Source organism: Paenibacillus lautus (genome assembly GCF_050482385.1).
Lineage (GTDB): Bacteria > Bacillota > Bacilli > Paenibacillales > Paenibacillaceae > Paenibacillus_AQ > Paenibacillus_AQ lautus_B.
Window position 1 is genome coordinate 247,757 of sequence record NZ_JBCNHV010000022.1, and the last position, 21,702, is coordinate 269,458.

The window sequence follows — 21,702 nt, forward strand, 5'->3', positions numbered from 1 at the left end:
ATTAGACCACCTTCGCTTTCATAAATTGTTGGATTCTTTCTTTGACTTCGGTTACCGTGAACAGCTCTCCGTCTGTCCCATACATGGCACCTGCGAGCACTTCCGCCCGAACCTCGAACAGTTCCTTGGCGTGTGTTTCGAGTTCATCTAGCGCATATCGCGGAGCGCTGATACTGCGAGCTTCAGTCTTGAGTGTTTTTTTCACAGCCATTGTGACCACCTCACTTTAAAATTGGATGAACGTTAATGCGCCTGATCAAGGCGGCTTCCTCCGGTGAACGCATCTTCCGCTGCGCTAAGGTCAGCTTCAGCTGCCCGTCCAGAATGGGGTCGGCCTGCATATCAGAGGAAATCTCCGCAACGGATAAATAGCGGCGATCCTGCGAATCCAGCCTCAGCTGGACCTGGATACCCAGCTCCTCCACCAGCCTTGCAGCCGTGAGCTGCTCGTCTGCGGAATCAAGAGCGGCGATATGCCCGGTAAAGGTTTTGCGGACCTCGAACATCGAAGCTCCCGCCATCTTGGTTTCGCAGCCCGTCATCCTCCATAGTACGGCGTGATCTTCCCGTCCCGCCGGCCATGCCGTATGATAGATGCGCCAAGGATCGCCCAGCACATCTCCTGTCCAGGCTGTCAGTGTATGCAGCCACTCGTCAGCCTGTCCGGTGGAACCGTCTCCGGATGCCTGGGGCACATAGACGCCGAATCGCATGATCCGGATCATTTTGCCTGAAACAGCATCGAACTTGTCGGCTTCCGGAACACCCAAATAATGCAGCTTGAATGCTTTCCCATCAGCTCCGATAACCCGCTTGCGATGAAGTCCCGGAATTAGACTTGCAGCCCAGCGATCCAACTGAAGCAATTCGGAACGATCCGCATACAGCTTCAATCGCACCACCTGCCGGTACCCTGCCCATGAGGATTTCCAAACGTCCTCTCCCAGCGTTATAACGCCATAAAAAGGATCGCTAACCCCATCCGGCGAATGTACGTCATATATTTGGCCTTCAAGCTCCGGAACGATATCTAAAACGGCCTGTTTGACCGCCCCTCTCATTCCGCAGATGGCCGGTTGGCTTCCGGTCGGTTATGGGATAGCCAGCTTCTTGCGACGGTCGCATGCTTGCGCAACACGGCCCCCTCCTTTCTATTCATTTATAAAGAATCGAAAATGAAGCAATCGAAGCCTAAAGCCGCAGCAAAAAACCGGTCCTTCTCAAGGCCGGCTCACATCTACACTGTGTGTGTTCGGTATGCTTTGTTTAACTTCATTTCCGATAATACAATCTTACACCCCTAAATCGGATGCGTTGACGTCTTATAGGACGGATAATGCGGAACTTTAAGTGGAGTGTCGGCGGAAAATAGTACGAACTTATGTTCGCATTTTTAGGTTTGTTCCCAGACTTATCTTGTATTTTCTCATAGAACGCTGCCTTTTTTATTAGAAACAAAAAACCGGAGGGACTCTGATATGAGGTCCTCCGGTTTTGCTCGATTTGATGTTCCACGCTCGTGCTTGTCAGCTCATCTTGCTCTTTGCAGCTTTCTCCAGCTCCTGCAGCTTCAACAGCCCCCGGTCTGCTAAAGCCAGTGCCAGTTTATAGAAGGCTCGGGTTCGGATCTTGGTATACGTATCCTTGCTGACCGGCGGTTCGAGGATATGGTTGTACACCTTGTAATCGAATACGTCGTCCTGCTTCATATACCGTTCCTGAATGAGGGTCTGTTCTCGGTCGCCAAGCCGTTCCACGATCGACTCGATGATCTCGCAATACTGTTTCCTTGCTGCTGGCATATCTACATTATATATGGCAACCGATGCCGTTTGATCCGAGGTGACGTTGGTCGGTCCGTGAAATCGTTCCGTGTAGGATGCAGTGACGCTCGTCTCCCTGACTTCAAATGTAATGGTTTTATAGATACGATATTTCTCGAATATCGCTTCAACAGCACTTTGGGTCTTTCTGCGATCCAATTCCGGTAAAAATGGATTCATTCGAAAAACACTCCCCTTTTGATTGTCGTTGTCGAGGTTTGCTTTGCCATTTGGCAGAAGTTTGTCTCACCCCAAATGTTCGCATCTTGTTCGTATTTTTCATTAATATACCACTATTTGGAGACCGGCGTAAACCTTCAAAAGGGCGAACTATTCAGAGGAATATGGATCATACCTTTCATATTCTTGCCTTTTGGCAATATTACTCTCTTTTATTTTACCTGTTGGCAAAGGTGGGGGATGTGTTTATACTATACGTAGATGTTTCAGATGGACTATGGTGAGGAGTGGCCGGAACGTGGATCACATATTTGGATCATACTTGAAAGAGATGAGGGAGAACAAAGGCTGGAGCATCAATCAGCTGGCCCAAGCCGCCGACATCAGCGGATCGCAAATCTCCCGGATCGAGAATGGGCTGCGGGGCATCCCCAAGCCGCAAACGCTTCACAAAATAGCAGAGGCACTCGAGGTTCCCTATGAAGAGCTGATGAATAAAGCAGGTTATCTGCAGCAGGATGCTGCCAAGCATGAAGATATCTCAGCTCCCGCTTGGGCAACCTCCAGGGATAAACGGGATTTCAAGAAAATGCTTGAGGATGACGGTGAGCTCATGTTTGACGGCGTCCCTCTAAACGAGGAGGACAAGCAGCGCATCAAGGATGTCCTGACCGGACTGTTCTGGGAAGCCAAGCAGATGAACAAACACAAGAAATAATTCTACATGATAAGGAGTTACATACCGATTACAACGATTCAACCAAAACCAATATTGCAGGTGAACCGGCATGGATGATCAATTACAACCCTTAATCCGTCAGTTGATCAAAAAACATCATACCAACTGCCCTTTTGAAATCGCGACTTCCTTGGGCATACATATTCGATTCGCAGATTTAGGCCAAACGACCAAAGGGCTGTATTTCCGTAAGCTGAGGCGGAGATTCATCGTCATCCACAATCAGCTGCCACCGCCATGGCAGCGCTTCGTATGCGCGCATGAGCTCGGGCATGACCGTCTCCATAAGGGAATCAGCCGCTTTTTTCTGGAGGAGCATTCCTATTTCAGTCCGGGCAAACTGGAGCGGCAAGCGAACCGCTTTGCCATTGCCCTACTGACGGCGGATCTGGCTCCCGGACCGGGTGAGTCCTTACACGAGTTCTATCTACGAGCTGGCATTCCACAAGAAATGCTATATTTTTTTAGATTTTAAACGAACATACGTTCCCGATTTATAATGAAGGATTCCATATGGCTAGCTCCCTCCTACGAGTAAAAAACAACCCGCTCTTGACATGACGTCAAAGGCGGGTTGCTGTGGAAGCCTCTATTAATGAAGAGTTCATACAAGAGGTTAGCAGCAGGGGGGGACGAATGTTCTATTGTTCGGTCCCTTATCCTCCATTCGAAGAGGTTCAAAGATGGCTACCTGTCGTTTGCCCACCTTCACATGCTGAATCCTTTGAAACCGGTCATGCTTTAATTTTTGCCCTTTGTCGGATATGACGGCAACCACGGAACGAGCAGGATCCAGGATGGGATGAATGCCGTTAAAGAAATCCTCCACCGGCTCATTGCTTCCGCCACCCCAGCTAACCAGGTCACCATAAGGGAGGTCGGTCATGACGATATGGGTTCCCTTGCAGGATGCCAGACACTCCTCCGATTGAGTTATGTCGGCTTGAAAACAAACCGTCTCTTCCACACGGGACGACCTTAGCAGCTCCCTCAATCGGCCAGCGCTTTGCAGTGCATCCTGGTGGGACGGCTTATGATAGAGCGCCAACAGTTCTTTCAGCTGTTCGGTGCGTTGTCCCAGCCCCTCTTCACGGAGCAGCGACAGGTTCTTCCCGGCTATTCCGAGCACCTCCGCATGAATGTCGGAGCCGATCACGCGGTGAATGCGCTGCCCATGCAGCAGCCCAACCACCGTTAACAGATACGCCCCGCCGCAGCAGGGATCGAACAAGGTATACGGCCCCTGTACCCCTTTTTTCTCCAATAGTTGAAAGCACCGCTGGGCAATCTCGCTGGCTAGTCTGACAGGAAACGAAGTCGTTCCCTGCGCATTATACAGAACCCGGCCGCTGGCGAAATCCTCGTAGCTGCGCTGGGCTGATTCATAGATATATTCCATTCGAATGATTCCTTCCATCCGGCTAAAGCCTGAGTATTTTCAAATAATCCAAATACAGATTAACATCCCTGAGCCATATATCAAAATCCGTACGCTATACGAAATAGCCGATGAAGTGAATTGAATTTCTGGAGCCATGATCATTTTAATATTACACGCATCATCCAACCCGGAAGCCTTTTGAAAGGTCGCTGCGCGAATCATGCGGCTTATGCAGCAGTTCATCGGCGCGGACGCATTCATACCCTTGGATATGGACCGTGTCAATCACTTCCTCAAGGCTTGCGATCATTCTGCTTGGGGCATCAGGCTCCGCCCCCCAAGTATCTCCGCTGTCATGCAGCAAAATAATCGAGCCAGGCTCAAGCTGATCCAAGATCCGTTCTTTGAGCGGTTTGTTCTTGCTCCCCTTGCCCCAATCCCACCCCATGATCGACCACAGCACGATCCGGTATTTTCGCAAAGCAAATAAATCGCCTAAATTCAAAATCCCCCATGGAGGACGGTAAAATGCCGGGCGCTCGCCCGTGATTCGTTCGATGATATCGGCAGACCGGTGGACATGCTTGTTCCGGATATGGCGAGGACTCATTAGCCAATTGGGAAGATGGGAATAGTTGTGAATCCCGATTTGATGCCCTTCCATGTGGATGCGTTTCATAAGCTCCGGGTATCGCTCCGCTTTGCTGCCCAGTACAAAAAAGGTCGCCTTGATCCTTTTTTTCTTGAGAAGATCCAGCAGTTTAGGAGTATGCAGCGGGTCCGGGCCATCATCAAAGGTAAAAGCGATCTGCCGGCCACGCCGGCCGCGCAGGGTTACCCCAAATCCCCAGATCCGTGTGATAACATATGGAATGATCATATAGATAAAGACAAACATCAGCAGCAGATTCAGCATCACCATACTCATGCCGTTTCCTTAGAATAACGCAAAAGCAATGATTTTCTGGTCAGCATCAGCATTTTGGGCACAAGCTTGGGAGCATTTTTCTTCGTGCGTTCCCGGCCCGCCGGATGCAGCACCTTGAGTAAAAGTCGCAAATAATAAGTAGAGAACACGCGAAACCCCTTGGATTCCAGCGGATGCAGCTCAAAACCGAGCCCGTGAATAATACCGCGGTGCAGCAGCGTTATTCCAGTCAAAGCTTTGACCTGCGCAAGCTCCGGTTCCGTCTCCATCGCCTCGCTAATTTGCTTGATCGATCTCCGCAGCATTCTTGCGGTCAAAAGCGCGGCCCGGTCAGCCCCCAGCTCTCTGGAAAGCTCCAATACCTGCCGGTTGTCCAAATGGAGTTCACCGACCCAATCCCCCGAATAAATCCACTCTCCGTCCTGGCACTTCAGGTTTTTTCCATGATGCCGGCGGATGACCAGCTTGCAAATCCCGTATCTTTTTATTCCGGCGCTGCGCAGTTTCGTGATTTGATCAAAAACCGCTTCCCAAGCCATCCATACCGACTGAGCGCTTGCCTTCGTAATGGTAGCTAACATGTTCATTATCGGTCACATCTTTCCTTTTCATTTTGAAACGGTCTTCTGCAGTTAGACCTCGCCCTTATTCCCTGCAGGAAAGGCATTTGTTTAGTTAGATGGCGGAAAACCAAAAGCCCATGCCATTATTTTAAAAAATGATTCTATCTTTTCCCTTTCTTGTTTCTTAATGTTTTCTTAAGTCTTAACGAAAGTGCAAGCTTTTTCGACCCTATGAGCTCCAAACAACAAATAAACGAGGAAAGGATGCACAATTGCAATAAATCTTTCCTTTATGTTTAAAGGTGTGCTGCTCAATGACATTTGCCGGATGGCAGGAACCTCGCGCGTCACCTTTTTCAAATTTTCCGGTAAAAAGGAGGATTTGCTTGTCTACTATATGCGGGTCCGGCTGACCTACCGTATCATCGAAATCGGGCGGCAGCGCCTTCGGGGATTCGATGCGATACGCTCAGTGCTCCGAAGACTGGCGGAAAATACGCGCACCAACAAAGGCATCATGCCCAGCCTGATCGCTTTTTTATCCGAGATGGATATGCACTGCAAAATGCCGGAGCTAAGCCGGGCCGAATTCCCCGGAGATGAACACCAAATTCATGTAGGTATCTCCGTAAAAAAGCACCCTTCTTTCAGGCGAAGCTGCCGTTAAGAAGAGTGCTTTTTTAGTTAAGCTACGTCCACCTTATCTACGTTGCGGAACGAGAGATAAGCAATCAGGAGACCGATAACTCCCAAGATCAACGGTATCGTTATATTTGTGCTAAGCGAAAGGCCCTGGCTGTTGTTGCTGACTAAGACCACGATAATGATCGAGGACACGATCGTTGTCGGTACGGATTTTTTTCGCATCCCGAAGAATAAAGGAATGAGGCTGAGGCACGCTGCTGACAATGTTTGGATCAACAATTGGATCCCCGTATGCAGTAGTACGCCAGCCTCCGGTTTTCCCGGAATAAACTGAAAATGGCTGTTCAGAGCCAGAATGGATATACAGGTAATAAAAGTCGAGATGAGCATCGCTCCAAACGTAAGAGCCAGAGCCAGCAGCATTTTCGCACTGATCAGTTTTTTACGCTCGACCGGGTACGTAAACAATAAGCTGATCGTTTTATTTTTGTATTCCTCAATAATAAATCTGCTTAGCAAGACTGAAGCAAACACGATAAATACCGCACGGCAAAGTAGCCCCGCTATCGATAACGCATCGGCGAAACTCGCGAATGCAGGACCTCCGCCCCTCTCCGTGTAGGCTATATCGGCGAAACTCCCGAAATCAGGATCTTCGCCCCCCATCGTGTAGGCTATAAGAAACATGAAACCGGCGCATAGGATCGTTGCAATAACCGCCCCTTTATAAAACCAGGCTAACTTCTGCTTTTTTATCTCCATCCGGATCATCTTAAGCATACTGCTCACCTCCGCTAATCTGATGCATAAAATACTCCTCGAGCGAAGTATGCTTATGGTTTATCGATTCAATCGCCACATCATTCAGTACCAGCGCCTTGGTCAATTCCTGCTGCGTAAATTTGGACTCGTAAATGCGTATGGCTGAATCACCGACGATTTTGAAATTGCTGACTTTCAGCTGATTTTCCAGTACAAATACAGCTTGTTTGCATTGTGGGGTCACAATTTCGATATAATCTGTGTTTTCGCTGCGCATCTCATCCATAGACACTTCGCGGATAAATTTGCCGCCCTGAAGAATGCCGATCGTATCTGCAACTTGTTCGATCTCACCAAGCAAATGGCTGGAGACCAGCAGCGTCATCCGGTACTCCTTGCTCAACATGCGCAGCAAACTTCTAAAATCCTTAATCCCGACCGGATCAAGTCCATTGATTGGTTCATCCAGAATGAGCAGCTCGGGTTTGGTTATAATGGCGCGGGCCATGCCCAGGCGCTGCTTCATGCCAAGCGAAAATTCGGATACCGATTTGCCTTGGATGGAAGTTAGATCAACCATCTCAAGCGCTTCTTTAATTGCATGTTTGTTATAATAACCCATATATTCCGCATGCATCTCCAGATTTTCCATCGCCGTCATTTTATCGTAAAAAATCGGATACTCGATGATGCTGCCAATGCGTTTAAACATTTCAACCGATGAAGGCGTAAGCTTCTCTCCGAATATTTCAATTTCACCGCTGGTTGGTTTGACCAGATTCAGCATCATTTTCATTAGCGTTGTTTTACCGGCTCCGTTTGGACCGAGCAGTCCGTAAATCTGCCCCTGCTTGATATTCATACTGACGTCAGAGACAACATCTTTGCCTTTATAGATTTTGCTGACATGGCGGGTACTGATGACATAACTCATTTATATTTGCCCCTCTCACTGATCTCTTGATCATAGTATAACCGCCAACATTTTCGTATTTCTTGCGCAAATCTTACGAATCTCTTAAGTGTGGAAAGGAGATATTGAATGGCAAGAAGAATAGCACAAGAGTTGCACTATTCTTCATCAACCTCAATCTCGTCTGATTCATCTAGGATTACGGCAAGCCTGGTACGATGATGGCACTTTATTTTTTGAACAGAATTTCGCCCACCCGTGTGGAGATGTTGAGCGTTGCACTTTCGGATTGAGCCTTACCAACATATCCATGGAGTTCTTTGGAAACAACCTTTGTGGTATTTGTTGTTTTTTCAAGAGCAACCTGGTTATAGATAGTTCCTATTTTTGTTGATAGATTTACATATAGAGATGCTGGTTGATCAGGTAGAACGAATTCGACGTTACCAACGTTAGTAGATATGTTACTGCTTTCCATACCAATTACATCCGTTATAGTAATGTCGCCGGCACCGCTGCTCACATTTAAGTGTTGGACCGACAATTCTGACTCAACGGATATGTTGCCATATTTAGTATCTATCTCAAGGGATTTGAATTCTTTATACGGAAGACGAATCGTTAAAGATGGCAATGGCCCCGTATTTATGATCTTTTGTTTATTTTCAAGTATAATCTGTAATGTTCCATCTTGGATCGACGTAGTCACGTTGGTATCCTTTCCTTTTGAATTGCCCTTGCCCTTGGATAGTTCCCATTCTGCTTGCTTGATTTGTTTGTCACCTATGACTGTAACTGCAGCAGCGTTACTCTTGATTTTTAGGGAATGAATGTTATTTACATCTATTTGAGAAATATCCCCTTTTACTGCATTCGAGACATTTCTAATGTCCGATGTTTCTGAATTTACAATTGTGTTTGTCGATATAGAAGAATTTTGCTGGGACGAACTTGGTATACTGGTGACGGAAGATTCTTTCGTACATCCGGCGAGTCCGATACTGGCAGCGGCCAGGAGAATCATAGTTAACTTCATATTGTTGTTCAAGCGTTTATCTTCCTTTCTTCTGTATTAGATAAGTTACCTATTCCCTAGCAACTCTTACCTTATTTGCTCTGCGGCTTCAAATTTTTATCCAAAAACTTAATCATTGTATTGAAGAAATCGTTCAAGTTCTCTTCGTTGGTGAAGCCATGTCCTTCATCATCCTTAACCATATACTCCACTTGCACACCGCGTTTTTTGAGTGCTTCGACAATTTGGTCGGATTCTGCTTTGTTCACCCGCGGATCATTCGCCCCTTGAGCCACGAATAATGGCGTTACGATCTTATCGACGTGGAACACTGGCGAAATTTGCTTCAGCATTTCTTTGTCCTTTTCGGCATCACCGACACGTTCGTTTAAGAGATTTCTCATGGTCTCCCAATACGGTGGGATCGTTCCCAAGAACGAGAACATATTCGATATACCTACATAATCAACAGCAGCAGCATACAATTCCGGCGTTTTCGTAATACCCGTCAAGGTTGAGAATCCGCCAAACGACTGGCCATAAATACCAACTCGTTTCGGATCAGCAATCCCTTGCTGAGTCGCCCACTTCACACCGTCAGTAATATCATCTTGAATTTTCAATCCCCATTGTTTATTTCCTGCATTCATAAAGGACTTCCCATACCCCATTGATGCACGGAAATTCACTTGAAGTACGGCATACCCGCGGTTTGCGAGCAATTGTGCTTCCGGGTTGAATCCCCACGTATCACGTGTCCACGGCCCACCATGCGGATTTACGATCATCGGCAGGTTTTGAGGTTTTTTATTTTTCGGTAATGTTAAGTAACCGTGAATCGTCAATCCGTCTCTGCTCTTGTAAGAGATCGGATGCATATCAGCCATCTGATCTGGTTTAAGCCACGGACTCAGATTACCTAAGGATGTTAACTCACCGGATACGCTATCGTAAAAATAATACATCCCGTTAGTCTTGTCATTCGAAACACTAACGATCAGCCTCGTCATTTCCTCGTTATAATCGTTTAGCCCGATTTCACTTTCACTAACGCCAAGCTTCTGCTGCAGCTTGCGGTACATTGCCTCGAATTTATCATCGAAAAACTCCAAATGCGTTTTATCTGTCACATAGATAGCCGCCAGCATTTTATCTTGATTTTTGTCGTAATATGCTCCAGTCACGTCAACTTCCGGATGCTGATACAGAACTTCTTCCTTACCCTTTAAATTCAGCTTGACGAGCGCCGTCTTGTCCCGATCGTTATTGGAGACCGCATAGATCGATTTACCGTCTGCCGAGAAACCAAGCGGATTTATCGTATCCCCAAAAATTAACGTAGCCAGCGGTTTGAATGCTTCTTCCTCCGTATCGCGGTACAACAATGTACTTACGACACCGTCGCTCTCAGAAGCGAGTCGAATCTTACCTTGGCGATCAGCTACCCATGCCATAATGTTCCCTGGGTTTTTGGCGATCAGCTTCGTTTCCCCTGTCTTTACATTCAATTTATATACATCGAAAATGGCAGCATCTTCTTTATTCATCGAGATCAGAATTTCGTCTCTCACACCAGATAATTCGCTCACGAGTTGAACATTTACCTTATCGTAAGGCGTCAAATCCACTTCCTTATTGCCATTAAAACTGGACGAATATACATGGAAATTCTCGTCTCCGCCCTTATCTTTGCGATATAGAATGTTATCGCCTTTCCAGAAGAAGCCGGCGATATCGCGATCTTTTGAGCTTGTCACGCGAATAGGCTCGCTTTTCTCTCCGATTTTCTCTACAAACACATTGGAACGGTTCTCCCAAGTACCCGCATAAGAAAGATACTTGCCATCTGGAGAAAGCTCATACCCAAAGCTGCCCGGACTCCGAAAGAAGTCTTCCACGGAAATTTGTGACACACCTCTGTCGTCCATCGTTGATAGCATTTTATTGCTGTAATTTTTAAGCACAACAGCTGCTTGAGCTACAGTCACTGACTGCTCTTCGTGTAAACTTCCATCTGCATTCCCTTGAATGAGCCCAAGTGCCTTGGCGCTTGCCGCATATTCAGCCAAGCTCGTTTCTCCCTGTTCCTTGCCGAGTGCCCGCACCATCATGCGTGCCATCTCGCCACGTTTGATCGGAGCGTCAACGGAAGTGAATTCTCCTTCCTTCAACCACCCGTTCTCGGAAGCAACCTTCATCGGATCGATGCCATGTTGATAGGTAAGCGATATTACCGCATAGCGGATAAAGTCTTTTACAGAAATCTCTTGATTTTGTTTTACCCCTTTGTCAACAATCCCCTTCGTTACGAGTGCCTGTACTCCATCTTGATACCATGGTGCTGCTTGTTTCGCTCCATCCTGTGCCATGACTGACACGGGAACGGATACGGCCATAATAGCCGCAATCGCTGCGGAGACTAGTCTTTTTTTTGCATTCATGCTTTAAGTTTCTCCTCTCTACAGGAAGCGTTACCCTGAATTTTTAGGGAATACGCGTAAAAATATCAAATATACTCTACCAAGTTAACGAATATCGATTTGATCAATTTTGCGAATCACCATGTATTCGACCACTATTCCAAGCACGGCTAGCAGAATCGTAGAGTTCGCTTTTCTTCATATTCATATTGGCATTCGAGACGACTTCCTGCCCTTGAAAAGCCTTGGTCAATCGAATTGTTCGTACTATATGCTCCATACTCTTTCCTCCTCTCGCTCTCTCATAACTAAATCTTACAGGACGTCATCTTCTTTTTTCTTTCTTTATTCTTACGAATTTCTTAAGCTGACTCTATGTGCGATGATGCTCATGAAAAACTTTTTCAATTGAACGGTAAACACCGTTTCAAATCACATCCAAAAACCCTAATCTCGAGTTATACGATTTCATCGATCGGACTCCGATAAACCTTCTATGATCAAGCGCATTTTATTAAAGTTTTCAAGAAGTATGCGGGCATGACACCCAAGCAGTACAGATCCGCGTCAATAACGGAAAGTTATTGAAATCCCTTATATCAAACAGAAAACCCTCTGACGCCAGCCATTATAGCGTGACATCAGAGGGTTATTTCACTATTTATTTACAGCTACGATTTACGCTTGGTTCGCAGCTTTAGCGAGCTTCTTCAGATTGATTCCGTCTCCTCCGCTACTTTCGCTTTTTGTCTAGCACTAATATGATGTTAAGAAGCCACGCTACGATAGCTTTTTTAACGAAATCGTAAAAATGGTCCGTTCATACGGCTTGCTCGCCACCCGGATTTCCCCGCCCATCAGCTCGATGAGTCTTTTCGTAATCGTCAGACCCAAACCGCTGCCTTGAAATCTTTTATTCCTTGAATCCTCCAGCGTATACATCCGCTCGAAAATAAGCTCCTGATCCCGTTCATGAATGCCTCTGCCTTTGTCCCAAATATCGATAAGCACCCGGTCCTGCTCTTCCCGCAGCCTCATGCCGATCACCTTGCCTTGTGACCCGTAACGGATCGCATTGCTCAGCACATTGTTTAATGCGCGGTTTAGTCCTTCTTCATTGCCCCATGCATAAAGCGGCGTTTCCGGAATATCGATGTCCGCCTGCAGCCCTTCGGATTCGATCAGATCATAAAACATCAGCATGCTGTTTCTGGAAATTTCATTGATATGTATGCGGGTTAGGGGCATCTCCTTATCCCCCGATTCCAGCTTGGCCAGGTCAAAGAACCGGTTGATCAACTCTACGATCTCCACAGTCTTCGTATGCACCTTATCCAGCAGCCGCTCCTTTTCCTCCAGTGGCATGTCTGCCTTCCGGTTCAATGTTTCGATATATCCGAGCACCACGGTAAGCGGCGTCTTCAAATCATGTGATATGTTTGCCAACATCCGGCGCATCGCGATTTCTGTACGCATAAATCCTGTCTCGGACTGCCTGGTTTGCAAAAGCAAATGATTGATGGCAATCAGCAGTCTACGATATTCAGGATCCTCCGTGAAAAGCAGCAACTGCTCCTGCGAGGACGAATCCACAATCGCATTCAGTTTATCAATGATGTATCCGAGCTGCTTAGCTCTTTTTTTCCGACCCATCCACTGCATCACATTCAGCAACGCCAACATGATCACAACAATCAGCAGAACGGCAACCACTAAAATTCCCCCAAACGGTAGCCGATGCCCCACAGCGTTTTGATGTACTGCGGATCGGAGGGTTGATCTTCAATTTTGTCGCGCAAACGGCTCATATGCACATTAATGACATTTTCATCGCCGAAATAGTCGTCATTCCAGACGGATGTGAAAATGTGCTGCTTGGTGAATACCTTTTTCGGATTCGTCATAAACAGCTTTAAGATTTGCAGTTCTTTGGCCGTCAGCTTGATCTCCTCGCCGTTTTTGGTCACGGTCAAATGATCCAGATCCATTTCCAATTGATGGACGCGGATGATTTTATTCTGCTGGGTTGGGGTTGTCTGGACATATGCCGTCGCGCGACGGATAGCGGCTTTCACTCTCGCCGACAGCTCTATCATGGAAAAAGGTTTCGTAATATAATCATCCGCGCCAAAACCAAGGCCAAGCGCCTTGTCCACTTCCCCATCCTTTGCGGATACGATCAGTACCGGCACATGGCTTTTCTCCCTGATTTTTTTAAGAAAATCCATACCGCTGATCTTGGGCAGCATCATATCCAGCAGTACGAGGTCATAATCTCGTTCGGCAAACCGCTCGAGCGCCTCCTCTCCGTCTTTGGCAAGCACCACCTGAAAACCTTCCATCGTCAAATAGCTCTCTATCATTTCGCCAATCGAGCTGTCATCCTCTACAAGAAGTATGTTCGAAGCCACGTCATTCACGCCTTTCTTTTTACGTCCATAACTCTAATATACTGGAAACAACGGCCCCGAGGTATATTCAGATGGAAATGGAATTACTGAAAACCATTCCAGGGATTGATGAAATGGCAGCCTCCCACATTTTAGCGGAAATGGGACCGGACATGTCCCAATTTCCTTCCGATGCTCATGCCAGCTCTTGGGCGGGGGGATGTCCAGGCAACCATGAGAGTGCTGGCAAAAAGAAAAGCTCTCGCATTCCTAAGGGCAAACGCATGCTCAAAGCGGTTTTATGCCAATGCGCATGGTCGGCCTCCATGACCAAAAACTCTAGAATGCGGGCATTTTTTGACCGGATCGTCAAACGACAAGGGAAGACGGATTGTAGTATGAAGTGCGACACCTAAAACAAAATGGCCCATGCTGGTTTCGTGTAATATATTCCATTCGACTGATTCCTTCCATCCGGCTAAAGCCTAATTAGTTTCTAATGACTCCAAATACAGATTAACATCCCCGTGCCTTGTATCAAAAACCGCATGCTGAATACGGCGAGTACCGAAAATGTACCAAACATTGACGCTAATGATTTCATTCGCGACGCTGGTTGTGTTAATACTTTCGTTCCATTAAAAGAAATAGACCGCCCTTGGTCAGGATCACGGTCTATTTCTGATCGAATTCCTATAGTAAGGCCGCTCTTATGGCGGTACGTTGTACTCGGGGATCGTGTTCGCGCACGGCCCCTCTTCCATTCTATACACAATTATAACGGAGTTTATTCACAAATGCCAAGCATGGCTTGAAACATCGCATGTTACCTCCGCTCCTGCCCGCTTTTACTTATCCAGATGGGACATATAATCAAACGCCGTCGTGCCGTACACGTTCTTGAAATGTCGATTCAAATGGGCAAGATCCGTGAAGCCGCACTGGGTAACGGCCTGATATACATCCCGGCTGTCCTCGATCAACTGCTTGGCGTGCTCCACTTTGCAATTCAGATAATACTGATACGGAGACAGACCCGTATTCGCTTTAAAGGTACGGATGAACTGATACTTCGACATCCCGAACTCCCCGCTTAATTCGTCCAAACGGAGAACATGCTCCAGATGATCCTGCATCATGTCTTTGGCCTTCCGCATAAACTTGCTGTCCTTCCGGCTATCCGGGTTCAGAATATCCTCATTAAAATGTCCCGCCAGACCCAGAAGCAGCTCGCTGCTTCTAGCCTCCGGCTCACCGGTGAAGATGGACCTCGTCACATCCAGGATGCTCTTCCGAAGCCCGGCATGATAGACAATCGGGGATTGGAACCGCACGATATCTTTTTTCTGAATCAATTCCAGAAATAGCTCCGGATGAATGTAGATCATCACGTAATCGATGCCCGTTCGTTCCTGGGACCAGCCATCATGATTCTGCTCCGGATGGAACAGCATAACCCCGCTTTGGTAGGAAGCCTGCTGACTGCCGTCCAGCGAGTACTTCTGAATGCCGCGCAGCGTGACACCAAGGGCATACTCCTCGTGATAATGCTTTTTATATTTGAAATCCGTCAGGCTCGCGGACAGCGCCGTAATGCCCACCGCTTTTTTATAAATAAACTGCTCCATCTTCCATCACCCCTTTATGAGTTCCGGTATGCCGGATACGACGATTGCCGAGTACAGCAGAAACAAAGCCAGGATCGTGTTGGTCGTTCTCCGATATTTTTGCATAATTCCTTGAAAAAGGCTACCGCACACGGCCCACGTCATATACGCGGACAGCCCGATTAACGATACCGCAACAACAAACGCCGAGATGACAGGGCCTGCCGTATAATACGGCATGACGTAGCTGGGAATGACCGTCAGCGTGAACAATACCACCTTCGGATTGAGAAACTGCATCAGAAAGCCGGACGTGAAGGACGCCGTTTGATTAGCGCCGGACCGGGATACGTCCATGGTATATACCTGATACGTGAGATACAGCATGAACAGGCAGCCGACGATCCGCAAGATTGGCAGAATGACCGGCATGCCGCTAGACAGCAGCTGGCCTAATACCACGGAAGCGGCGATTAATAAGAAAAAAGCGATAGAGGCTCCGGCAATGTAGCGCAAGGTCTTCTTCATGCCGGAGTTTTGAACCGAGGACAAAATGACGATATTGGATGGCCCCGGCGAGAAAGCCACGATAAAACAGTAAATAAAAAACGAAGATAGGTTCATGATGATAGCTCCTAACAAAGGAATTTCCTTTGTCATTATAGAGCCGGATGCGAAGTGGGGCATAGTACATTATTGCAGCAGAAAAAGAGCCGCACAAGTACGGCTCTTCCGCAGATTCCGGTTCATTCTAACCCTTAGTGACCGGACTGGTGCGTCTTCGGTTGTTCCTGCGCATGTGCGCTGCCGGATAGATTCAGCAGAACGACCCCCGCGATGATCAGCAGGATCGAGAATATTTTCAGACCATTAATCTGCTCCGCAAAGAACATATAACCGATGACGGTAATGATCAAGATGCCAAGTCCCGACCAGATCGCGTAAGCTACGGATATTTCAATCTGCTTCAAGCTCAGCGTCAGGAAGCTCAAGCTGCAAATATAGAACACCACCAGCAGCACGCTGGGCAGCGGTTTGCTGAACCCCTCCGACAGCTTCATGTTCAGCGTCCCCGCCACTTCAAACAGAATAGCCAAACTTAAATATAACCAATGCATAATCTCACGACTCCTTCCGTTCCCCTGCCGCTATGCCGAACAATAAGATGTCCATGACGGACTGCAGCAGCTCCCCTAGCGGCAATTGATGCTTCACCGTCGCCCTTGAATCGTAAATTTGATGGAGCGAGCCGAGATACAGATCAATGAACAGCGGCATATGAATTCGTTTGATGCTTCCCTCGGCCATGCCCTGCTCCATCAGCTCCGTGACAATGCCCCATTCCTCTCTGAAAAAAGTGTCCAGCTTCTCCCATTGCGCATAATGCGAGCGCTTCAGATCCGGCAGCATTCCCAAATCCATCTTCTCCATCTCCTGTGGCAGACAGATTAGAATCTGATGAATCTTCTCCAGAACAGTAAGCTCCTCATCCCCCGCAATTTCACGTTCGCGCTGCTGGATGTGCCGGATCATTCCGTCGATGATATGTTCGACAATCTCTTCCTTGGAGGAAAAGTGCTCATAAATCGTCCGTTTACTAATCGCAAGGCCGCGGGCCAAATCACTGACTGTAAACGTAAATCCCTGCCGCTGAATTAAGCGGATCGTTTCATTCAATATTCGCTCGCGCAAGTGAACAAACTCCCCTTCTGGTACTGCAAATACGTTTTCGGTACCAATAGTATTATAACGCCCCAATTGGCATTAAATCCAGACATCATTAAAAAAATTCTTACTAAAAACCCCTTTGGCTACTAAAACCAAAGGGGTAAATCATTATGGTCAAGCTAGCATAAAATTACGATCGATTTCGATTTTCAACTTGATGAATCCAGTTTAAATCTGCTTCTAAATGCAAAAGTGTACCCGAGATTAATAAATACTTATTCTCATCACCTTGAAGAAGGAATTCCGTTTTTAACTTAGTCAATTCCATAACATCCTTCATGATCATTGCTTTTTGTTGATCAAGCATGACCTTTTCCTGATCAAAGCAAATCTTACGGGCACAGCTCCATTTAAATTGAAAATCTCCTTTAGAGGCATGATAGGGTACTGGCTCCAGTAACCAATGCTCCAACTCCTTTTTACCTTCTGCATTAATTTGATAAAGCTTTCTATCTTGGTCATCGATTCTAACAAATGAAACATGTTGATCACGGATTAGACGATCGAGAGTCGTATAGATTTGGCCAGGATTAATTTTTCCTTTACTTCCTAGGAGAGCTTCTATCTCTACTTTTAGTTCATATCCATGATTTGTTTGATGAAATAGTAATGTTAATAATCCGTACCTAACTGACATATGACTCAACCTACTTTGAGTGAGGATACAATATCAATTTTACTAGCCGTAGCACTTGAAATCCATGAGGCAAAAAGACTTAGTGAAACACCAGTAATCAACGCCAGTATACTATTTCCTAGAGGTATTTGAAAAGATATAAATCCTTCTAAAAGCTTGGATTGACTAGTGACATAAAGTAAAATCACACCTGATGCGATACCTCCAATAACTCCTGAAAGCCCTATAAGTAGACCTTCTCCAACAATCATTTTTCTAACCTGCTGTTTAGTGAAGCCAAGCGCTCGCATCGTCCCGATTTCAGATGTACGCTCCAACGTGTTCATCAATAGAGTATTAGCAGTACCAATACTAGCTAGCCCCACGATCAAAACTAGCAGGGTAATGATTAACTCGTTCATTCCGGTTAAGGCTGAGGTCGTTGATTGAATTTCATCTTCAACCATTTTAACCTTAGAGAGGTGGCTGCTAAAATCTAGCCACAGTTGATCCCGTAACGCTTCCCCAGTATACCCTTCATTTAAAGTTACTAGCATGTCAAAGCTATTAACCCAACCAAAATCATCATTTAAATGCTTTTCATCCATAAATGCCAAATAGCCTGAGTAATGTGATGTATTGACGACATCAATGACTTTATATTGTTGTATTCCTGAAGGAGCATTGATATAAATAGATTCCCCTACATTCCCTCCCCATTCATCAAAAGCACGTTTTCCTAGAAAAATAGAAGGTTCCTTTGCTAACTCTGCATGTACGCTCTCTTTTTCAGATCCCTCAAAAAGGATAGGACCCTCTTTCTCTACAGCAATGATGGAAAATTGTCTCTTCTCTCCATCACGTGTTTCCCATGTGATAGGTGTAGCTTCCGTTAAAGGCTCAACATTTGCAACAGATTCATAGGATTGTAGAGTTAGCCTATCCTCATTAGACCAAGGCGCTTCTGATGTAACCCTTAAATCCCCTCCATACGTACTTCTGATCTCATTTTCATAGCCTTCAGGAGCCGATTCTATCACAGCGCTAAGTAAGACTATGACGGCTATCCCGACAGCCAGAATAGCTGAGGTATTGGCATTTCGATTTAACTGTTGGGTCAGACTTTGGGCTGCCAGAGTTCCGGCGTAGCCGAAGACTATCTTCAGAATGGGCTTAAGTATTGTGCTTAGACCTAGTAAAAGGAATGGAAACAACAGAATGACACTTACTAAAATAGCTAAATAAGAGACAGGATGATTAATAAATACAAAAGTAAGTAAACCAAGCCCTACTACAGCTCTAAGGATAGATGACCTTTTCGATGAAGATGTTTGATTGGCCATTTTTAAGGTCAATAACACTGATGTTTTTCCAGCATTATAAATAGGAAATAAGGAAAAGACAACAGGAAATAGAATACCGATAGCTACAGCAATCAACGTAGACATTTGCCAATTTAACGTGTAAACTACGTCAAAATCGAACAGTCCAAGTATAGCTTGCATAAACAGATCTCCAAGCCATATCCCTAGGGGGACCCCAATAGCTGTACTTATGAACGACAAGAGTAGTACTTCAATAAGAATAAGTCTAGAAACCGAGCTTTGTAGATAACCAAAACTCTTCATGATGGCAAATTCCTTTTTCCGCTCCATCACACTCGTATAAATCATATTAAAAATAATGAATCCACTAATGAACATAGATAACCCAGCAACGATGTAAAAAAATTCGTAAAGTCCCCCAATGTCATTGCTTTGTCGATCATCGGCTACAACAGGTTGGACATATACATTTGAATGATGAAATTCTTGTTGAAGAGCTTGAAAGAGTTCCTGTCCTCCTTCATTCGTTTGAAATCTTACATAGGAAAGCTCGTCATCCATACCTGTCCACTCTCTTAACAAATGAAGTGGAGCCATGACGCGAAAGCTAGTCGATTCAGCACTTTCCCATTTACTAGGGCTTGCTAGTAGCTGAGTATACTCAACAACGGCGGAAACCTTCGCTTCTCCCAAATTGGCAAACCGAATGGTATCTCCTACCCTTTTATTTAATAGATTGGCAACAGCTTTGGGTATGACCAACCCTTCATTATCTAGCTGTCCTTCAATGACAGGAAGTGTGAGTAAAGAACTATTTTGATCATTCACACCTGTAATTCTTACAGACCTTTGATTCAGGGATTGTTTCCCCTCAAGCTCAAAGAAAGCTTGTTTATCAAGAGCAAGCAGTGTTTCCGTGACTGCTGGACTATTCTTGATTGACGAAATCGTCTCTTCTGAGTATGTATGCGTATCACTCAGAACCCAGTAATCTGCATTTCCTACATACATCTGTTCATAATAATCGAAAACATCATTCGTTGTTCGATCTGCTATTAGCATAGCTGTTATAAAAGATATACCAAAGATCATGCCAAACAGTGAAAGGAAAAACCTCTTTTTATTTTGAGTGATGCTACGCCATGAAATTCGCCACATATTGAGCATAATCATCATCCTTTCTAGCTATCACTTGATCAATAACCCCATCTTTAAAAAGAATGATTCGATCAGCAAATCCAGCGGCGAACATATCATGCGTAACCATGATCGTTGTTTGTTTGTTTTCTCTGTTAAATTTGGACATGAGGACGAGAATTTCTTCCGCTTTATATCGATCTAAATTCCCTGTTGGTTCATCAGCTAACAGAACAGCAGGATTGTTAACTAGCGCCCTAGCAATAGCTACCCGTTGTTGTTGACCACCACTGAGCAAATTAGCTCGCTTTCGACCAAGTCCTATTAATCCAACCGAATCAAGTAATTCTAAAATCATTTGATTCTTTTCTTTAGTCAAGCTCCCATCTGCATGTAAAGGAAAAGCTACATTTTCCTCTACAGTTAAAGTAGGTAGGAGTTGATAGTTTTGGAAAATAAACCCTATGTATTTTCTACGGAATATTGTTCTTTCCTTTTCCTTCATCTGAGCTAGCTGTTGCTGATTGATTACTATATTTCCTTCTGTAGGTACGTCAAGACCACCTAGAAGCTGGAGTAATGTACTTTTTCCAGACCCACTCGGCCCCATAATCGCCACGAATTCTCCTTCTTCGATGGTCAAATCAACACCTTTTAACACTTCGGTTCTTTCTTGTCCTTGTATAAAATCTTTTCTTAGATTACTGACTTTAATCATTTTATCTGTTCCTCCTATTTCTTACGTCGACCATTATATACTAAGTATATAATGAATTAAAGTCAAGTTATCTAATTTATTCGTAATATTTAAATAAAAAGAAATATAAAACCTCTGAATCATATATACTTAGTAAGTATATATTTCAGAGTTTTATAAGTTTTTTTCAGTTACACCACTTTTTTAAATCCACTACTTTGGATTTTTTGACCTAAAAAAACCTGAGAGACTATCGAAAGGAATGGCTTCCTCCCATGCCTTTAACCGTTCCTTCGCTTCCTCGCTGAGTTCTTCGATCAGCTTGAATCAGATGGAAGGCATCAATCACAACGTACACGTGAAGTAGGGTGGATTCGATCGCCAATTTGTAAGGTTCCCACATATCGATGGCGATGCCAATGGTGCGTTCGGGCGAAGAAAATGGCTGCAGCAAGGAAACGACTTCGTCCTTCTTTCGAGACGTATGCATGCGAATCAAACTGCGGACGCCAAGGCACGGTGAGATCATAGACAACCAGCCTATAGCTTCCTTTTGCCAAGCTAATCTCGTCGGTCCCGAGAAAAGCGGGGGTGGGCTGCGCCTGACGGTTATCGTTCCCTGTCTCGTCGTAGTTTCGCCGGACATGAACCTTGACATTTTGCCCGCTGCGTCCGAAGTCTTCACCCACGGCTTACCTCAACTTGATGTAAAATGGCAAAGGGCTCTGTTTTCGTTCGATTTGTCGATTTATGCTCCCCGGACTTTGTTACTGAGCCAAAAAAATTACGAGTTGGCTGCCCCTACATCCCTGTGCAACGTAGAAAACCAAAAA

Annotated in this window: 26 protein-coding genes and 1 pseudogene; 6 read left to right on the forward strand and 21 right to left on the reverse strand. The window is 45.6% G+C overall.

The genetic code is table 11. The annotated features are described in order from the left end of the window. Position 1 precedes the first annotated feature (1 nt). From ABEW73_RS26505 to ABEW73_RS26515, 3 genes are all read right to left on the reverse strand, one after another. A complete protein-coding gene (locus tag ABEW73_RS26505; protein WP_430163416.1) occupies positions 2 to 211 on the reverse strand; it encodes a hypothetical protein in 210 nt (69 codons plus the stop codon). Positions 212 to 221: 10 nt separating this feature from the next. After that, positions 222 to 1,061 (reverse strand): hypothetical protein, encoded by an 840-nt coding sequence (locus ABEW73_RS26510; RefSeq protein ID WP_430163418.1) that lies wholly within the window; start codon positions 1,059 to 1,061, stop codon positions 222 to 224. A gap of 465 nt (positions 1,062 to 1,526) precedes the next feature. After that, positions 1,527 to 2,003: an ArpU family phage packaging/lysis transcriptional regulator gene (locus tag ABEW73_RS26515; protein WP_430163421.1), complete on the reverse strand. Its 477-nt coding sequence runs from the start codon at positions 2,001 to 2,003 to the stop codon at positions 1,527 to 1,529. 298 nt (positions 2,004 to 2,301) lie between these two features. Between ABEW73_RS26515 and ABEW73_RS26520 the strand changes: the two genes are divergently transcribed. Together ABEW73_RS26520 and ABEW73_RS26525 are read left to right on the forward strand one after the other, a co-directional pair. Continuing rightward, positions 2,302 to 2,721, forward strand: a complete 420-nt coding sequence (locus ABEW73_RS26520; protein WP_430163424.1) for a helix-turn-helix domain-containing protein — start codon at positions 2,302 to 2,304, stop codon at positions 2,719 to 2,721. 70 nt (positions 2,722 to 2,791) lie between these two features. Continuing rightward, positions 2,792 to 3,217, forward strand: coding sequence for an ImmA/IrrE family metallo-endopeptidase (locus ABEW73_RS26525; protein WP_430163427.1), 426 nt, complete (start codon positions 2,792 to 2,794; stop codon positions 3,215 to 3,217). Positions 3,218 to 3,358: 141 nt separating this feature from the next. Here the strand turns inward: ABEW73_RS26525 and ABEW73_RS26530 are convergent, their stop codons facing one another. The 3 genes from ABEW73_RS26530 to ABEW73_RS26540 all read right to left on the reverse strand — a co-directional run bounded on the left by ABEW73_RS26530 (position 3,359) and on the right by ABEW73_RS26540 (position 5,638). Continuing rightward, the gene (locus tag ABEW73_RS26530; protein ID WP_430163429.1) at positions 3,359 to 4,141 is read right to left on the reverse strand and encodes a hypothetical protein; all 783 of its coding nucleotides are present in this window, start codon (positions 4,139 to 4,141) and stop codon (positions 3,359 to 3,361) included. 160 nt (positions 4,142 to 4,301) lie between these two features. Further along, the gene (locus ABEW73_RS26535; protein WP_430163432.1) at positions 4,302 to 5,051 is read right to left on the reverse strand and encodes a polysaccharide deacetylase family protein; all 750 of its coding nucleotides are present in this window, start codon (positions 5,049 to 5,051) and stop codon (positions 4,302 to 4,304) included. Beyond that, complete coding sequence (locus ABEW73_RS26540) at positions 5,048 to 5,638, reverse strand: YkoP family protein (protein ID WP_430163435.1); 591 nt, start codon at positions 5,636 to 5,638, stop codon at positions 5,048 to 5,050. Before ABEW73_RS26540 ends, ABEW73_RS26535 begins: the two co-directional genes overlap by 4 nt. Positions 5,639 to 5,996: 358 nt before the next feature. On the opposite strand from ABEW73_RS26540, the gene ABEW73_RS26545 reads away from it, so the two are divergent. Beyond that, on the forward strand, positions 5,997 to 6,281 hold the full coding sequence (locus tag ABEW73_RS26545; RefSeq protein ID WP_430163438.1) for a hypothetical protein: 285 nt from the start codon (positions 5,997 to 5,999) through the stop codon (positions 6,279 to 6,281). A gap of 17 nt (positions 6,282 to 6,298) precedes the next feature. On the opposite strand, the gene ABEW73_RS26550 is transcribed toward ABEW73_RS26545, so the two are convergent. The 5 genes from ABEW73_RS26550 to ABEW73_RS26570 form a co-directional block, all read right to left on the reverse strand. Next, entirely contained in the window at positions 6,299 to 7,039 is a 741-nt protein-coding gene (locus tag ABEW73_RS26550) for an ABC transporter permease (protein ID WP_430163441.1), read from the reverse strand. Further along, positions 7,032 to 7,955 (reverse strand): ABC transporter ATP-binding protein, encoded by a 924-nt coding sequence (locus tag ABEW73_RS26555; RefSeq protein ID WP_430163444.1) that lies wholly within the window; start codon positions 7,953 to 7,955, stop codon positions 7,032 to 7,034. The genes ABEW73_RS26550 and ABEW73_RS26555 overlap by 8 nt, the downstream gene beginning before the upstream one ends. 208 nt (positions 7,956 to 8,163) lie before the next feature. Beyond that, the gene (locus ABEW73_RS26560; protein ID WP_430163447.1) at positions 8,164 to 8,982 is read right to left on the reverse strand and encodes a DUF4097 family beta strand repeat-containing protein; all 819 of its coding nucleotides are present in this window, start codon (positions 8,980 to 8,982) and stop codon (positions 8,164 to 8,166) included. 59 nt (positions 8,983 to 9,041) lie between these two features. After that, entirely contained in the window at positions 9,042 to 11,390 is a 2,349-nt protein-coding gene (locus tag ABEW73_RS26565; RefSeq protein ID WP_430163450.1) for a prolyl oligopeptidase family serine peptidase, read from the reverse strand. Between the two features lie 103 nt (positions 11,391 to 11,493). Next, positions 11,494 to 11,649 (reverse strand): hypothetical protein, encoded by a 156-nt coding sequence (locus ABEW73_RS26570; protein WP_430163453.1) that lies wholly within the window; start codon positions 11,647 to 11,649, stop codon positions 11,494 to 11,496. 221 nt (positions 11,650 to 11,870) lie between these two features. On the opposite strand from ABEW73_RS26570, the pseudogene ABEW73_RS26575 reads away from it, so the two are divergent. Continuing rightward, positions 11,871 to 11,957, forward strand: a pseudogene (locus ABEW73_RS26575) (AraC family transcriptional regulator); the annotation flags it as partial. 192 nt (positions 11,958 to 12,149) lie between these two features. On the opposite strand, the gene ABEW73_RS26580 reads toward ABEW73_RS26575, so the two are convergent. After that, on the reverse strand, positions 12,150 to 13,082 hold the full coding sequence (locus ABEW73_RS26580; RefSeq protein ID WP_430163456.1) for a sensor histidine kinase: 933 nt from the start codon (positions 13,080 to 13,082) through the stop codon (positions 12,150 to 12,152). Next, positions 13,082 to 13,780: a response regulator transcription factor gene (locus ABEW73_RS26585; protein WP_430163459.1), complete on the reverse strand. Its 699-nt coding sequence runs from the start codon at positions 13,778 to 13,780 to the stop codon at positions 13,082 to 13,084. The genes ABEW73_RS26580 and ABEW73_RS26585 overlap by 1 nt, the downstream gene beginning before the upstream one ends. A 71-nt stretch (positions 13,781 to 13,851) precedes the next feature. Here ABEW73_RS26585 and ABEW73_RS26590 point away from each other — a divergent pair, with 71 nt between their 5' ends. Beyond that, on the forward strand, positions 13,852 to 14,175 hold the full coding sequence (locus tag ABEW73_RS26590; RefSeq protein WP_430163463.1) for a transposase: 324 nt from the start codon (positions 13,852 to 13,854) through the stop codon (positions 14,173 to 14,175). 157 nt (positions 14,176 to 14,332) lie between these two features. After that, entirely contained in the window at positions 14,333 to 14,401 is a 69-nt protein-coding gene (locus ABEW73_RS26595) for a putative holin-like toxin (RefSeq protein ID WP_430163738.1), read from the forward strand. 206 nt (positions 14,402 to 14,607) lie between these two features. Here ABEW73_RS26595 and ABEW73_RS26600 read toward each other — a convergent pair whose 3' ends face one another. From ABEW73_RS26600 to ABEW73_RS26635, 8 genes are all read right to left on the reverse strand, one after another. Further along, positions 14,608 to 15,387: a helix-turn-helix domain-containing protein gene (locus ABEW73_RS26600; RefSeq protein ID WP_430163466.1), complete on the reverse strand. Its 780-nt coding sequence runs from the start codon at positions 15,385 to 15,387 to the stop codon at positions 14,608 to 14,610. A 6-nt stretch (positions 15,388 to 15,393) separates the two neighbouring features. After that, the gene (locus tag ABEW73_RS26605) at positions 15,394 to 15,990 is read right to left on the reverse strand and encodes a LysE family translocator (protein WP_430163469.1); all 597 of its coding nucleotides are present in this window, start codon (positions 15,988 to 15,990) and stop codon (positions 15,394 to 15,396) included. A 134-nt stretch (positions 15,991 to 16,124) separates the two neighbouring features. Beyond that, on the reverse strand, positions 16,125 to 16,484 hold the full coding sequence (locus tag ABEW73_RS26610; RefSeq protein WP_430163472.1) for a DMT family transporter: 360 nt from the start codon (positions 16,482 to 16,484) through the stop codon (positions 16,125 to 16,127). A 4-nt stretch (positions 16,485 to 16,488) separates the two neighbouring features. Then, positions 16,489 to 17,058 (reverse strand): TetR/AcrR family transcriptional regulator, encoded by a 570-nt coding sequence (locus tag ABEW73_RS26615; protein WP_430163475.1) that lies wholly within the window; start codon positions 17,056 to 17,058, stop codon positions 16,489 to 16,491. A 166-nt stretch (positions 17,059 to 17,224) separates the two neighbouring features. Beyond that, positions 17,225 to 17,731 carry a PadR family transcriptional regulator gene (locus tag ABEW73_RS26620; RefSeq protein ID WP_430163478.1) on the reverse strand — a complete coding sequence of 169 codons (507 nt, stop codon included), beginning with the start codon at positions 17,729 to 17,731 and terminating at the stop codon, positions 17,225 to 17,227. Between the two features lie 5 nt (positions 17,732 to 17,736). Beyond that, the gene (locus ABEW73_RS26625) at positions 17,737 to 20,202 is read right to left on the reverse strand and encodes an FtsX-like permease family protein (RefSeq protein WP_430163481.1); all 2,466 of its coding nucleotides are present in this window, start codon (positions 20,200 to 20,202) and stop codon (positions 17,737 to 17,739) included. Continuing rightward, on the reverse strand, positions 20,171 to 20,890 hold the full coding sequence (locus ABEW73_RS26630) for an ABC transporter ATP-binding protein (protein WP_430163484.1): 720 nt from the start codon (positions 20,888 to 20,890) through the stop codon (positions 20,171 to 20,173). The genes ABEW73_RS26625 and ABEW73_RS26630 overlap by 32 nt, the downstream gene beginning before the upstream one ends. Before the next feature lie 229 nt (positions 20,891 to 21,119). Then, complete coding sequence (locus tag ABEW73_RS26635) at positions 21,120 to 21,554, reverse strand: transposase (protein WP_430163487.1); 435 nt, start codon at positions 21,552 to 21,554, stop codon at positions 21,120 to 21,122. Positions 21,555 to 21,702: the final 148 nt, after the last annotated feature.